Here is a 15,047-nt window from a genome sequence, read left to right on the forward strand (position 1 = left end):
TTTGGGAAGGAGATTCATAAAAATGCAAAGGAAACGAATTACACAGATTTTTCCGTGGTTGCAGCCGTTACGCAGTAAACAAAGATGCTTGTGTTTTTATACAAAGATGTATTTTGATGGAAATCATTATGCAAAACAGAAGGATAATGAATGTTTACCTTACCTTTGTTTTGAGGCAAAGTCGATATTAATTAATGAAAATACCGGGTTTGATCGAATCTATCAGGAAAATAAGGTTTTCAATTTAAAGCTTGTGGCAGAAACTATGGACAAGCTATTGATTAAACCGGGAGAGACTTTTTCCTTTTGGCAATTAGCACGGTATGCAGAGAAAAAGGAAAAATACAAGGATGGATTGTGTTCTGTTAATGGAAGCATTGTTGCACGTCCTGGAGGAGGGCTTTGTCAGATGAGTAACTTGCTCTTCTGGATGTTTTTGCATACCCCTTTAACGATTGTTGAAAGGCACCCTCATGCAGTCAGAGAGTTTCCATATCAGGATGATGAAATACCAGAGGGTACGGATGCGACTGTTAGTGAAGGGTGGCTGGATTTAAAGATTCGAAATGATACCATGCGGCAATATCAAATTGCCTTTGGTTTTGATGAAGAAAATATATACGCAAGAGTATACAGTGATGAACCTATGGGGCATCAATACGACATCTATGCAAAGGATACATTCTATTTTCAACAAAATAAGAAAGTGTACCAAGAGGCAATCATTTGCCGGAAAAAAACAAACCTTGCAATGAATAATGAAGAACCGGAGCAAAAGCTTTATGTCAATCGTACAGAAATAGCTTATTCATTGCCTGATTCGGTTAAAATTGGCTATCGTTAATGGGGAACTAGGGGGTAATAATATGCGTCAAATGAAAGTGTTTGAACAGAATAGCAAGAAAAAGAGAATCGGAGTTTTATTTGGGGGATGTTCCTCAGAATATGCAATTTCATTGCAGTCTGCATATGCAGTTGCACAGCATTTTAATAAAGTACAGTATGAAATGTTATTGATTGGCATTACAAGACAGGGTGAGTGGTACCTTTATACGGGAGATGCTGAGAATCTTTTAATGGATACTTGGATGAATGAAAAAGACTGTATGCCAGTTGTTATTTCACCAAGTCGTGAGCTCCATGGGCTTTTACTGTTTGAGAAAAATAAGGTAAAACGGATTTCTTTGGATGCGGTACTTCCAATGCTGCATGGAAAAAACGGAGAGGATGGAACGGTACAAGGACTGCTTGAGCTTGCTGGAATTCCTCTGATCGGTTGCGGTACTTTAAGCTCTGCTTTGTGTATGAATAAAAAGTTAGCACATACTATCGTTGAATCTTATGGCATTCGTGTTCCAAAATCGTTTGTAATCGGAAGAGACTTTGATCCAAATACATTAAGTAAAAGTGCCGCATCAATTGGGTATCCTCTTTATATAAAGCCGGTAAAATCTGGATCTTCGTTAGGGATTACAAAGGTGGAGAAAGAAGAACAATTGCAGGATGCAGTACAGCGTGCTTTTTTAGAGGATGATGAGGTTATTGTAGAGGAAAATATAGAGGGATTTGAAGTTGGATGCGCATTGCTTGGAACGAAGAATCCAATTGTTGGAGCAGTCGATAAAATTGAATTGCAGCAGGGATTTCTAGATTTCAACGAAAAATATCGGAACCGAACAGCCACCATTCAAATGCCGGCTTTACTTTCGCCGGAGACGATAGATAAAATTAAACAAACTGGGATTGCGGTCTATGAAGCACTGGGATGCTGTGGATTTTCCAGAGTAGATTTGTTTGTAACTCCTGAAGAAGAACTAGTGTTTAATGAAGTGAATACGATTCCGGGATTTACAGTTCATAGCCGTTATCCAAGTATGCTTCAAGGGATTGGGTTATCCATGACGGAAGTACTTGATAAAATGATTGCAAGTATACTTCCATAATTGTTTTTAAATTTTTTCTTCTTCTTTCTTGACAAAACAAATAGAGCAATGGTATATTGAAGAAAAGAAGGGCTTTCATTACTGACGGATAAGTGGGCAAAACCACAGGGGAATGAAGGCTAATATTAAGCCGACCGTCTGGGCAACATCGTATATTTCGACGTTGTCCTTTTTTATTGTAAAAAAAGGGATGTTTGAGAAATTATGGTGTGTATAACTAAGAAGTACAAGAGACAATGGAGGTATTTATTATGTTTACACAGTGGGCCGGTTTTGTGCCGGGAGAATGGCAAAAAGAAATCAATGTAAGAGAGTTTATTCAGAAGAATTATACGCCGTATGAGGGCAATGAGGATTTCCTTTGTTCTGCAACCAAAAGAACGGAAGAATTGATGCATAAATTAAACAATCTATTTGCTTTAGAGAGAGAATTCGGTGGGGTTCTAGATATAGATACGCAAACTGTTACATCACTTTTAAATTATAAACCGGGATATTTAGACAAAGAAAACGAGCTGATTGTTGGTTTGCAAACAGATCGTCCTTTAAAAAGAGGTGTTAATCCATTTGGCGGTTTGAAAATGACAAGAGATGCCTGCAAAGCATATGGTTATGAATTGTCACGAAAGGTTGAGGATGAATTTCAATATCGTACCACACACAATGATGGTGTATTTCGTGTTTATAATGAAACGACAAAAGCAGCCAGACATTGCGGTTTGATTACTGGTTTGCCGGATGCTTACGGAAGAGGACGTATCATTGGAGATTATCGCAGAGTTGCTCTTTACGGAATTGATCGATTGATTGAGGAAAAGAAAAAAGATAAAGAAGCCATTGGGGAAGAATTGATGGACGTGGATAACATTCGTCAGCTTGAAGAATTATTCCAGCAGATTAATTTCCTTGGTAAGCTAAAAGAGATGGCAGAGATGTATGGGTTTGATATTTCAAAGCCTGCACAGAACGCGAAAGAAGCAGTACAATGGTTATATTTTGGCTATTTAGGTTCCATTAAGGAACAAAACGGTGCTGCAATGAGTCTTGGAAGAATCACAACATTTTTAGATGTTTATTTTGAACGCGATTTAAAAAACGGGGTACTAACCGAATCTGAAGTTCAGGAAATTATGGATGATTTTGTAATAAAGCTTCGCATGGCCCGTCATCTTCGAACTCCGGATTATAATGAATTGTTCGGCGGCGATCCGATGTGGATTACAGAAGCCATTGGTGGTATGGGTGAGGATGGAAGGACATTAGTAACTAAGAATTCCTATCGAATCCTTCATACTCTTTACAATTTAGGTACGTCTGCAGAACCAAATTTAACCGTTCTTTGGTCGAATGATTTACCGGAAAATTTTAAACGTTATTGTGCAAAGGTATCTTGCGAAACCGATGCCATTCAATATGAAAATGATGATTTAATGCGTCCTAAATTCGGAGACGATTATGCGATTGCTTGCTGTGTTTCTGCAATGCGTGTTGGTAAGGAAATGCAGTTCTTTGGGGCAAGAGCAAACCTTGCAAAGCTGTTGCTGTTGTCTTTAAATGGAGGAAAGGACGAAAAGAAAAACGTTCAGGTAGGGCCTGTTTCGGAAAGCTACACGGAAGAATATCTTGATTATGATAAGGTAATTACACTTCTTGATTTTTATCGTCCATGGATGGCGAAAATGTATGCAAATACTATGAATGTCATTCATTATATGCATGATAAATATGCTTACGAAAAAACACAGATGGCATTGCACGATACAAAGGTGCATCGTTATATGTCCTTTGGTGTAGCAGGAATGAGCGTTTTGGCAGATTCCTTATCTGCAATAAAGTATGCAAAGGTAAAATGTATTCGAGATAAAGAAACTGGTTTAATTTCTGATTTTGAAATCGAAGGAGAATACCCAGCATTCGGAAATGATGATGATCGTGTAGATTCCATCGCCTGTGAACAAATGGAACTTTTCTTCAAGGAATTACAAAAAACACCTCTTTATAAGGATGCAGAACACACATTGTCCATTTTAACAATAACTTCAAATGTAGTATATGGGAAGAAGACAGGCTCAACACCGGATGGAAGAAAAGCAGGAGAAGCATTTGCACCAGGAGCGAATCCAATGCATGGAAGAGAGAAAAACGGAGCATTAGCTGCACTCAATTCGATTGCGAAGATTTCGTATGAGTACTGTAAGGATGGCATTTCCAATACATTCTCAATTGTACCGGAAGCACTTGGAAAGACGGAGAGTGAAAGAATCTCAAATTTAGTGGCACTTTTAGAAGGATATTTTGCGCAGATGGCACATCACATTAATGTGAATGTATTGAATCGTGAAACGTTGTTAGAAGCTTATGAAAATCCAGAAAAATATCCGAATTTAACCATTCGTGTTTCCGGATATGCTGTAAATTTCTATAAGCTGACAAAGGAACAGCAGAGGGAAGTAATCTCTCGTACCTTCCATCAGAGCGTGTGAGGTGATTTATGCTAGGGAGAATACATTCCTTTCAATCTATGGGAGCGGTGGATGGTCCGGGACTTCGGTATGTCGTGTTTATGCAGGGTTGTCCGCTTCGCTGTGCCTATTGTCACAATCCCGATACTTGGGATAGCAGCAGTGGAACTCTTTATGAAGTGGATGAAGTGGTAAAGAAGATTTTGAGATACCGTCCATATTTTCAAAAGAATGGGGGTGTCACCGTTACAGGAGGAGAACCTCTTTTACAGATCGATTTTATAACACAACTATTCAAAAGATTAAAAGAAGAGGGGATTCATACTGCTTTGGATACCTCAGGTATTGGCTGTACAGATACGGAAAAGATAAAAAAAGTTTTCTCGTATACTGATTTGATATTATGTGATGTGAAATTCCTTTCCGAAGGAGGATATCAAGAGTATTGCAGAGGGAGCTTTAAAACGGTTTGTTCTTTTTTGGAGCTTATGAAAGAGCAAAAGAAACCGTTTTGGGTACGCAATGTAATCGTTCCTGGTCTTACCGATGCAAAGGAACACATTCAAAAACTTGGTGCATTTTTAAATCAATATCCTGATTTGGAAAAAATAGAGCTTTTGCCGTTTCGTAAGCTTTGTTTGGAAAAATATCAGACACTTGGCATTTCATTTCCATTCGAGAAGGTACCGGAGATGAAGAGTGATGATGTAAAAAAATTGTATCAATATTTAGATCGTAATATAAACTAAAAATATATTTAATAAATATTTTAATAAGAAGGGGGCACTTTTTGAATGGTGCTCCCTTATGCTATATTTTTTATCTAATAGAAAAAGCTAACGATATTTCCTATTAGATAAAAAGGGAAGTGCACCTACATTCGCAAAGCTCATTTCGCTGTCCGTTTTTCCATTACAGCTAAAGCTGTGGAAAAAAGGCATTGGGCGGAAGCCTCTTTGCCCATAAAGGAGGGTGCTCAGCGAATAAAATGAGCGCCAAAGGGAACCATGGGGTTCCCTAGTGGAGTGGCAAAGCCACTTTTTTTACTTAAGTCTTTCTTCTTAATTCATTAAAGTCTATAATGAAATGGAATGTCCCAATAGGAAGAATGAAATAGTAATATAGAGATTAATAAGGAGCTAGTATGAAACAGAGTATGGAAGAACCAAATGAACAAAATGATGCATTTTCGAGTAACTTGATTGCAATCCGAAGAGAACTGCATCGCTATCCCGAGTTGGGGTGGCAGGAATATCGTACAACAGCACGCATTATCGAGCATCTTGAAAAATGGGGTGTGGAATATCATTTTGGAAAGGAAATTCTTGATGCAGAGCTACGAAGGGGATTTCCGGATGAAAGCAATGATAAAAAAGCAGTGGAACGTGCAATTAAAGAAACCGGACGTGAAGATTTAATCGAAAAAATGACAGGCGGTTTTACTGGGGTCATTGCAGTAATTAAAGGAGAAAAAACAAGAAGTTTAAAAGCGCCTACTATCTTGCTTCGCTTTGATATCGATGCAAACGAGCTTCAAGAATGCATGAGTGAAGAGCATCGTCCTTATAGAGAAGATTTTGTATCTCAACATTCTGGGGTTATGCATGCCTGCGGGCACGATGGTCATGTGGCAATTGGATTAGGTGTGATAAAACAGCTGCAGGAAAATAGAGAATTGTTTTGTGGTGAAATACGTGTATTGTTTCAGCCAGCAGAGGAGGAAGTTCGTGGAGCAGTTGCATTTGCGCAAACGGAATTGACGAAGGGTGTCGATTATATGCTTTCCGGACATATCGGACTAAAAGCAAATCGTTTGGGAATGATTGCAGCTGCCACAACAGAATTTTTGGCAACGACGAAAATAAAGGTAACCTTTTATGGGAAATCTTCTCATGCAGGGAATTGTCCGCAAGCTGGACAAAACGCTTTAGCTGCTGCTTGTAATGCTACATTGAATATCTTGGGAATTTCACGTCATAGTGAAGGGATTAGCCGCGTTAATGTCGGGACATTATGTGCGGATGGACCTACCAACGTCATACCGGATTATGCTATTTTGGTATTAGAAACAAGAGGCAGTACAGATGAAGTCAACCAATATATGCAAAAGCAAGTTGAGACCATTTGTGAAGGTGCCGCAACCATGGAGGGCTGTGACTATAAGATAGAAATTGTAGGAGGTGCAGGCTGTGCGCAATGCAACGATGAATTAGCAGAATTTGTTGCAGAGCAAGCGAGCACCATACCTTTTTTCAAAGAAGTCATTGATGAATTGGAATTTAGCGCGAGCGAGGATGTAACCGAGCTTATAAATGCAGTTTCCGATAATGGCGGAAAAGCAACCTATATGCTTATTGGCAGTACATTAAGTGCGCCACATCATAACGATCATTTTGATTTTGACGAAGCTGTTTTGGCTCCGGCGGCAAAATTATTTTTTGAAAGCATTCTCGCATTATGCGAAGAAAGGTCACAGGATTGATTCTCTTTTGTAAGCAATCTTGTATAAGTGGCGTCAATACTGAAAGCACCAATTGGTGCAGTCAATAATATGGAAAGAACGGCAACGGTTAGTACAAGTTGACCACAGGGCAGACCCATGGAAAGTGGTATGCTTCCAATGGCGGCCTGCACCGTTGCTTTTGGTGTATAAGAAAGCATTGTAAAAATTCGTTCCTTGACAGTAAAATTTGTTTTAATGAGACAGAAGGCAACTCCAATCATACGAACGATGAGTGCTGCAAAAATAAGCAGAACTGCAGTAAAACCCGCCGACATTGCATAATTCAAATCAACGATAGCTCCAACTAAGACAAATAAAATGACTTCAGCAGCAACCCAGAGCTTGTTATATTTTACAGAAAGCAGCTCTGCTGTCTCGCTGTTAAATTTATTTAGGGCAATGCCCATACTCATGATTGCCAAAAGACCGGAGAATGGAATGAACCCTTTGATTGCTTGCTCTAATGCAATCATCAGAAATGACAGACTAAGAAGATTTATAACTTTTACCGAATCTCGTGTATGAAACTTTTGAAAGAATCGACTGAGAAGGTACCCGCAAATAGCGCCAAAAGCAATACCGAGAAGGATGGAAATCGGAATGTTAATGAAGTTTTGTGCTTCAATTCCTTTTCCACTAGCCAAAGCGACAAAAGAAGTAAATAGAACAATTACAAAAACATCGTCAACGGATGCTCCGGCTAATACAAGCTGGGGTATGCTTTTTTTAGTGCCGTAACCTTCATGAATTAAGCGAATCATTCGAGGAACAATGATTGCGGGAGAAACGGCTGCAAGTACACTTCCCAAGATTGCAGCTTCCAATGTGGAAATTCCAAATAACAATGGGGCAAAAATAGAAATGGCTATAATTTCAAAGCTTGCAGGAACAAAACACATGAGAAATGCTGGGCGGCCAACTTTTTTTAGGTCTTCCAAACGCAGGGAAAGACCGGCACGTGTTAAAATGATAACCAATGCCAATTGACGAAGATCCGCTGAAATGGAAAGAATCGACGAATCGAGTAAGTTAAAGAAAGAAGGGCCTAAAAGTATTCCGGAAAGGAGCATCCCAAGCAAACTTGGCAGTTTGATTTTTTGAAAAACCCAACCTAAGAGTAAACCCAATAAAAAAATATACGCTAGACTTGTTAACATAAAAAAATACCTCCTAAAACGCAGAAAAAGCTGACACTTCCTGCGATAAAATCACAGAAGTCATCAGCTTAATTACGCGGTTTTAGTGAAGTATGTTCACTAAGGGAGAACTTCATTCCCAAAGAATACTATATCTAATTCGTCGGAATCTGTCAATTACTTTCGCTTCATACTGCGAAGCATATTTTTAGTTTCTTTTTCCACCCGAAGCGATTCAATGGTCTTCTGTAACGCTTTATTATAAGTAAAGTTGTCTAAATGATTGTTTTGCAAGAATATCAATGTTTTTTCCGGAAATTTTACAAAGCAAACGGAAATCGCCCAAGCAATTGCCATTTTTACATAGTAACCTTCGTGTTTGATGGAATCCATCAGAGAAAGAACCATATCAATATATTGCTCAGATATGTAGTAATCCATGAGCATTACAATTGCAAAACGCAATGAAAATTCTTCCTTTGAATGAATGTAAGGCTGTAAAAAAGAAAGCATTTCTTCTTGATGCTTTTTTGTGTCTTTTAAACTGCTGCAAAAGCTGTCGCAGACAGCCCAGTTATTTATTTTAGGTACAAATGCTTTGATATAAGAAAGCCGAAATGAAAAATCCATTTTCGCACAGCCGATGACTAATCCTTGCAGTATGACTTCCTCATAATATTCATTTTCGGCACATTGTAAAAAGGACTCCCATTCTCCTTTTACAATTTCTTTTGCAAGGGTGCGTAGCATTGGAAGACGAACACCTATAATATTATGTACGCCTGGAACCAAATTACTATGGAAGTTTCGGTAAGACTCATCTGCCATAGAAAATAGCTGTTCTTTTATTTCCTTTGCTAAAGTATTCATTCATCTACCATCCTTTTACGTTTTTTTCTTCGGTTATATTTCATCCAATTTTTTGTCGCAAACAAGGCTAAGATGGTTACGACCGGAGCAAAACCCCACGAAAGAAAGCTTCCTTTGCTTGCAAGTACTTCTGTCCAAAGTTGATCCATTCTTAGATTTGTTTCATCGGATAAATTAATAAACTGTTCGGATTGCTCTAAAATCTCCATTGATGGATAAATGATTTCATTGTTTTGAATTTCCTCATCTAATAAATCGAAAGCTGCTAGATTTGGGCTGGAATAGCCAATGTATTCGATGTTATCCGCAGCCACTTTCGGTTCATTTAAAAAATTGATGTACATTTCAGCGGCTTCTTGATTGTCGCTGTTCGCTGGAATGCAAACAGCATCCACAAAGAGATTGGTACCTTCCTTTGGAAATGCTACGGCAAGATCCTCGTTTGATTCCATCATTGAAATGGCATCTCCGGCATAGTAAGGTGCAATCATAGCTTCATTTGCTTCCATTTTGTCAAAAATTTGATCCATGACATACGATTGTACAAAAGGTTTCTGTTCTTTTAAAAGGTCAGTAGCTTCACGCAATTCTTTTGGATCTTCACTGTTGAGAGAATATCCGAGTGCCTTTAGTGCAATTCCAAAGGCATCTCTGGAATTACTGAACATCAATATTTCATTTTTATATCGTTCATCCCATAAAACTTGCCAGCTTTCTATGGGTTCTTTTATTTTATTTTTGTTATAAATGATAACGACCGTTCCCCAAGTATAAGGAATCGAATAAACGTTTCCCGGGTCGTAGCTGTTATCATGAAATAATGGATTAATATAGGATGCATTTGGAATGTTTTCATGATTCAGTGGCGCCAGCATGTTTTCTTTCATCATACGTGCAATCATATAATCCGACGGAAAAATAACATCGTAATTTGATCCGCCGCTTTTCATCTTTGCATAAAGCTCTTCGTTGGTTGCATAATTCGTATAGTTAACTTTGATATCGGTTAGTTTTGTAAATTCTTCATTTACATTCATTAATCCGTCACCACCGTTGCATATATACTCTCCCCAGTTATAAACGCTGATAGATATACCTTTTCCTTGAAAGCGTTCATAATAGTTTTGATCCTTCGGCTCAAAGGCATAAGCAGGAGTTAGAGTCGAGGAAAGAAGAATTACGGTTATGGCTGCCCAGCAAAAAAATAGTCGAAAATTTTGTTTCATCGCAGTGCATCCTCCTTCTTTCGTAATTCTTTTTCTCTTCGCACATCATTAATATTTACCAAAATAAGAACTAGCAGTACAACAATAAAAATGATGGCAGATAAGGCATTGATTTCAGGACTTACACGTTTTCTCGTCATAGAATAGATGAGAATCGGCAGAGTCTGGAATTTATCCCCGCTTACAAAATAACTAATGTTAAAATCGTCCAAAGAGAATGTAAATGCCATTAGAAAGCCCGTTACAATACCTGGCATAATTTCAGGAAGGGTCACCTTCATGAAAGCCTGTAAAGGGGTACATCCAAGGTCCATTGCAGCTTCAAACAGGTAATGATCCATTTGACGAAGCTTTGGCATGACACTCAGTATGACATATGGCAAATTAAAAGTTATGTGAGCCAGTATTAAGGTTATGAGACCAAATTTAATCCCCATTAAGACAAATAATAGCATAAGGGATACACCCATAACAATTTCTGGATTAATCACCGGTAAATAAGTGATATTCATTATTGCAGTACGTGAGCGCTTCCTCATATTATGAATACCAATGGCTGCCGCAGTACCTAAAACGGTAGCTATTACGGACGCTATAACTGCAACGAGCAGTGTCGTCATAAAAGCATTTAATATAGCATCGTTATGAAATAATTTTTCATACCATCGTAAGCTGAATCCTGTCCAATGTCCTCGACTTTTACTCTGATTAAAGGAATATAAAATCAACACAAAAATTGGTGCATAGAGAAAGGTAAGCACAAGACCGATGTAGCTTCTTGAAAGCCATTTACTCATAGCAGCATACCCTCCTTTTCTTCAACCCCTTCAAACATATTGGTCAATGCCATACAGATTAAGATAATGACCATTAGTACCATGGAAAGGGCAGAACCTAAGTTTGGATTATAGGCATTACCTAAAAATTGCATTTCAATCAAATCACCAATTAACATGTTGGAGCCGCCTCCAAGCATGCGAGAAATAACAAAGGTAGAAACTGCAGGGACGAAAACCATAGTTACTCCTGTGGTGACACCGGGCATACTAAGGGGTATAATAACATTTTTTAAAACTTGGATGGAATTGCAACCCAAGTCTTGTGCTGCTTCAATCAGAGAATGGTCAATTTTTGTCATGACAGAGTATAGCGGCAAAATCATAAATGGAAGGTAGTTATACACCATACCCAAAACTACAGCTCCTGATGTATTAATCATTTCAAAGGGTCCAAGACCAAAGAGACCAAAAAATCGATTGATTAGACCGTTGTTCTCCAGTAAAGTCATCCAAGCATACGTACGAAGTAAAAAATTCATCCACATAGGGAGCATAATCAGTAATATGAGTGTTCTTTGATGATTGGCACTTTTTCTGGAAAAATTGTAAGCCAATGGATAAGCTAAAATAAGGCAAATCACCGTTGCAATAATCGCCAGCCAAATAGAGTTAAAAATGACTGGAGAATAAGCGAGAGAAGCCCTATAATTTTCTAAGCTGAAATTTCCCAAACGATCGGTTACAGAAAAATAAGCAACCAAGCCCAGAGGAATAATAATAAATAATGCCATCCATAAGAGATATGGGGAGGCAGTCGCTTTTACTTTCATGCTTCTTCCTCCTGTTTTGAATCCCCCTCAGGAGGCATCTTATGCATAATATGTATATCTTCCGGAACAACAGACATACCAATGCTTGTCCCAACTTCGTATTTTTGAGTGGTATGAATCATAAAGGATAGGTCATCATGTTTTGCGATGATTTCCCAATGAACGCCCTTGAAGATAATCGAATCCACAATGGCACTGAATTGTCCCTGTTCTGATGCGCTGATTTTCCAGTCTTCTGGACGAATGACAACATCCACAGCTTCTTTTTTTGCAAAACCAAAGTCAACACACTCTAATTTTTTTCCTGCGAATTCAACCAAATAATCTTCATGCATGATTCCATCTAAGATATTGCTTTCACCAATAAAATCAGCAACGAAAGCATTCACTGGCTCGTTATAAATATCGGTTGGTGATCCGATTTGAAGAATGTTACCATCTTTCATAACAATGACACGATCGGACATCGTAAGCGCTTCCTCTTGATCATGCGTGACATAAATAAATGTAATGTTAAGCCGCTGCTGAATACGTTTGAGTTCTATTTGCATTTCCTTACGCAGCTTTAGATCTAAAGCACCCAAAGGCTCGTCTAAAAGCAATACACGAGGATGGTTAACCAGAGCCCTTGCAATTGCAACACGCTGCTGTTGTCCACCGGATAGCTGTGTTACTTTACGTAACTCAAAGCCCTTTAGATTGACCAAAGCGAGCATTTCTTTAACCAATGCTTTTCGTTCGCTTTCTGGTAACTTTTTGTTGATTTTTAGACCGAATTCGATGTTTTCGTAGACATTCAAGTGTGGAAAGAGTGCATATCTTTGAAATACAGTATTGATATGCCTTTTGTATGGTGGTACACCATTCAGTCTTACGCCATCAAAAAAAACGTCACCCTGGTCCGGATCAATAAAGCCTCCAATGATACGAAGCGTGGTTGTTTTTCCACACCCGGAAGGACCCAGAAGTGTAACGAATTCCTTATCATTAATGTCGAGGTTAATCCCATTTAGGATTTTTTCACCATCGAATTCAACAGAAATATTTTTTAGACTAATTAAAGTATTTTTGTGCATTTTATGCATCCCCCTTTGCGGATTTAGTCATGCAGGACACTACCTCCTGCGTGGCCACAGTTGCTTTTGATATCACTCCCCCGCAAAAGGTTTTTGACCGCACCTACGGGTTTTCTATGGTACGGATTAAGGTGATACATACGCAGCTGTAAAATGGCTAGATGCTAGTTAAAGCAAGGTAAAATATATCGAGAAACGCGAAAAATGTCAATAGATTTTCATAAATAAAAAAAAAGAGGCAGTTAACCCAGCTCAAACTGGCTTTGCTGCCTCTGTATGTTATAGTTCTTTTGCGGCACGGCGCACGGTATCCATTCCACTGATCAATGCATCGAGCTGATCGTTGAGTAACGTTAAATCATCACCATGAACATTGTGATTTAGAAACAATTCTTCCATGCGGTCTGTAATGGTACAAACTTTTTCCGTTACACCAAGAAATGTTTGAAAATTACTGCTTCCAGTCGCATTTCTAAATTTATTCACATCTTTTGTTATATAATCTACAATTTCTCTTTCATCGGCAAATTTACCCTGAGGAATTGGATATGGTTTCACACGCTGCAAATAATACTTTTCTTTATGCGTGATATTATAAATATAAGATATCGTTAAGGTATCCGTTAATTCAAATTCTACAAAATACATAACACTGCAGATTTCTTTTATTTTTGTTGCACCCAATTGTCTTAAGCTTACTTCAATTAAATCGCCTTCAATTGTATTACGATTCATCATTCCACTCCCTTTCTGGATTATAACAGAGAACGATTATTAAACAAAGCGCACTACCAAATAAATAGTAGCAAGCAGCACGGATAGAATCATCATGGGGTATCCGATTTTGAGATATTGAACAAAGGTAATCGGGTATCCATGCTTGTTACTGATGCCAGATAGCACAACATTTGCAGAAGCGCCGATCAAGGTACCATTTCCACCGAGACATGCACCTAATGAGATCGCCCACCAAAGAGGCATAACATCAAGACCGCTTTGCTCCATGGTAAGAATTAATGGAATCAAGGTGGCAACAAAAGGAATGTTATCTAAGATGGAAGATAGTATAGCAGAAATCCAAAGAAGGACTAACATGGTCATAACCAAGTGGCCTTCCGTCACATCCATTAGAAGGTGTGCTAGCTTATCGATGATTCCTACTTCAACCATACCACCAACTACGATGAATAGTCCAGTAAAAAATAATATGGTGGACCATTCTACATTTGCAATGATTTCATCGACATCTTGTTTTCCAATGATAAGAATAATAGAAGCAGCAGTTAATGCAATGATGGAAGATTCAATTTCCAAAGCGCTGTGAAAAAGAAAGCCAAGTGCAACGAATGCGGTCATAATAAGACTTTTTCTCATAAGAGAGGCATCCTTAACTGATTTTTTTTCATCCAATTTCAGAACTTCTTCCATTGCAGAATCATCAACAATTAGTTTTTTTCCATAAATAAAATAGATACAAACAATTGTAATGGATAAAATTACAATAATACCCGGACCTAAATTTACAACAAAGTCCATGAAACTTAAATGTGCAGCACTTCCAATCATAATATTTGGAGGGTCACCAATTAAAGTAGCGGTACCTCCGATATTTGATGATATGATTTGCGTCATTAAAAACGGTACCGGATTAATTCGAAGCATACGAGTAATGGCGATCGTCATAGGTCCAATTAATAGAACCGTTGTTACATTATCTAAAAAAGCAGATAATATAGCAGTTAAAATCATGAAAAACATCATAATTTTCCAAGGGTCACCTTTTGCCAATTTTGCTGCTTTAATTGCAACATATTCAAAAAGACCCGAATTTCTTACAACAGCTACAAAAAGCATCATACCGATTAAGACTCCGATTGTATTAAAGTCGATGTATGAAATGCATGTATCAATAGTCAACACTCTTAATAGTACTAATAATACAGAGCCGGCTACAGCGGCTACAGCACGATGTACTTTTTCAGACATGATTGCGACGATTACCACAAAAAATATGATAACTGCGATAAATTGCTGTGATATCATTCTATTACCTCCAAGTAAAAATATTTTTTTGGGTCTATATTTCGATCTATATATAGTAAAATAAACAGATTAGACCAACTTATACATAATAGACCTTTCTATTCTTAAGTGCAACAAAAAAATTAACTTTTTAACACGACGGTAAAAAGTTAATCAAATGAGAATTTATATAATATTCA

13 protein-coding genes and 2 riboswitches are annotated in these 15,047 nt (G+C 38.0%); of the genes, 5 read left to right on the forward strand and 8 right to left on the reverse strand.

The genetic code is table 11. The features are described 5' to 3' along the window. Positions 1-22 precede the first annotated feature (22 nt). The 5 genes from vanW (at position 23) to I2490_RS04495 (ending at position 6,887) form a co-directional block, all read left to right on the forward strand. Positions 23-844: a glycopeptide resistance accessory protein VanW gene (gene vanW, locus I2490_RS04475; RefSeq protein WP_206458580.1), complete on the forward strand. Its 822-nt coding sequence runs from the start codon at positions 23-25 to the stop codon at positions 842-844. A 31-nt stretch (positions 845-875) separates the two neighbouring features. Next, positions 876-1,943 (forward strand): D-alanine--D-serine ligase VanG, encoded by a 1,068-nt coding sequence (gene vanG / locus I2490_RS04480; protein ID WP_206459655.1) that lies wholly within the window; start codon positions 876-878, stop codon positions 1,941-1,943. A gap of 67 nt (positions 1,944-2,010) precedes the next feature. Then, a riboswitch (ZMP/ZTP riboswitch) is annotated at positions 2,011-2,094 on the forward strand. A 100-nt stretch (positions 2,095-2,194) separates the two neighbouring features. Continuing rightward, complete coding sequence (gene pflB, locus I2490_RS04485; protein ID WP_206458581.1) at positions 2,195-4,426, forward strand: formate C-acetyltransferase; 2,232 nt, start codon at positions 2,195-2,197, stop codon at positions 4,424-4,426. An 8-nt stretch (positions 4,427-4,434) separates the two neighbouring features. Then, entirely contained in the window at positions 4,435-5,154 is a 720-nt protein-coding gene (pflA, locus tag I2490_RS04490; protein ID WP_206458582.1) for a pyruvate formate-lyase-activating protein, read from the forward strand. Positions 5,155-5,549: 395 nt separating this feature from the next. After that, positions 5,550-6,887 (forward strand): amidohydrolase, encoded by a 1,338-nt coding sequence (locus I2490_RS04495; RefSeq protein WP_206458583.1) that lies wholly within the window; start codon positions 5,550-5,552, stop codon positions 6,885-6,887. Here I2490_RS04495 and I2490_RS04500 read toward each other — a convergent pair. The 8 genes from I2490_RS04500 to I2490_RS04535 form a co-directional block, all read right to left on the reverse strand. Then, a complete protein-coding gene (locus I2490_RS04500; protein WP_206458584.1) occupies positions 6,794-8,065 on the reverse strand; it encodes a cation:proton antiporter in 1,272 nt (423 codons plus the stop codon). The two genes, I2490_RS04495 and I2490_RS04500, sit on opposite strands and share 94 nt — an antisense overlap. A 47-nt stretch (positions 8,066-8,112) precedes the next feature. Next, positions 8,113-8,194, reverse strand: a riboswitch (Fluoride riboswitch). A 27-nt stretch (positions 8,195-8,221) separates the two neighbouring features. After that, complete coding sequence (locus I2490_RS04505; RefSeq protein WP_206458585.1) at positions 8,222-8,914, reverse strand: DNA alkylation repair protein; 693 nt, start codon at positions 8,912-8,914, stop codon at positions 8,222-8,224. After that, positions 8,911-10,140, reverse strand: coding sequence for an ABC transporter substrate-binding protein (locus I2490_RS04510; protein WP_206458586.1), 1,230 nt, complete (start codon positions 10,138-10,140; stop codon positions 8,911-8,913). Before I2490_RS04510 ends, I2490_RS04505 begins: the two co-directional genes overlap by 4 nt. Beyond that, positions 10,137-10,937, reverse strand: coding sequence for an ABC transporter permease (locus tag I2490_RS04515; protein WP_206458587.1), 801 nt, complete (start codon positions 10,935-10,937; stop codon positions 10,137-10,139). Before I2490_RS04515 ends, I2490_RS04510 begins: the two co-directional genes overlap by 4 nt. Next, positions 10,934-11,749 (reverse strand): ABC transporter permease, encoded by an 816-nt coding sequence (locus tag I2490_RS04520; RefSeq protein ID WP_206458588.1) that lies wholly within the window; start codon positions 11,747-11,749, stop codon positions 10,934-10,936. The genes I2490_RS04515 and I2490_RS04520 overlap by 4 nt, the downstream gene beginning before the upstream one ends. Continuing rightward, positions 11,746-12,825, reverse strand: coding sequence for an ABC transporter ATP-binding protein (locus tag I2490_RS04525; RefSeq protein ID WP_206458589.1), 1,080 nt, complete (start codon positions 12,823-12,825; stop codon positions 11,746-11,748). The genes I2490_RS04520 and I2490_RS04525 overlap by 4 nt, the downstream gene beginning before the upstream one ends. A gap of 279 nt (positions 12,826-13,104) precedes the next feature. Further along, positions 13,105-13,560: a hypothetical protein gene (locus I2490_RS04530; protein ID WP_206458590.1), complete on the reverse strand. Its 456-nt coding sequence runs from the start codon at positions 13,558-13,560 to the stop codon at positions 13,105-13,107. Between the two features lie 39 nt (positions 13,561-13,599). Further along, positions 13,600-14,868, reverse strand: a complete 1,269-nt coding sequence (locus I2490_RS04535; protein ID WP_206458591.1) for an SLC13 family permease — start codon at positions 14,866-14,868, stop codon at positions 13,600-13,602. Positions 14,869-15,047 lie beyond the last annotated feature (179 nt).

Source organism: Anaerovorax sp. IOR16 (genome assembly GCF_017168145.1).
Lineage (GTDB): Bacteria > Bacillota > Clostridia > Peptostreptococcales > Anaerovoracaceae > IOR16.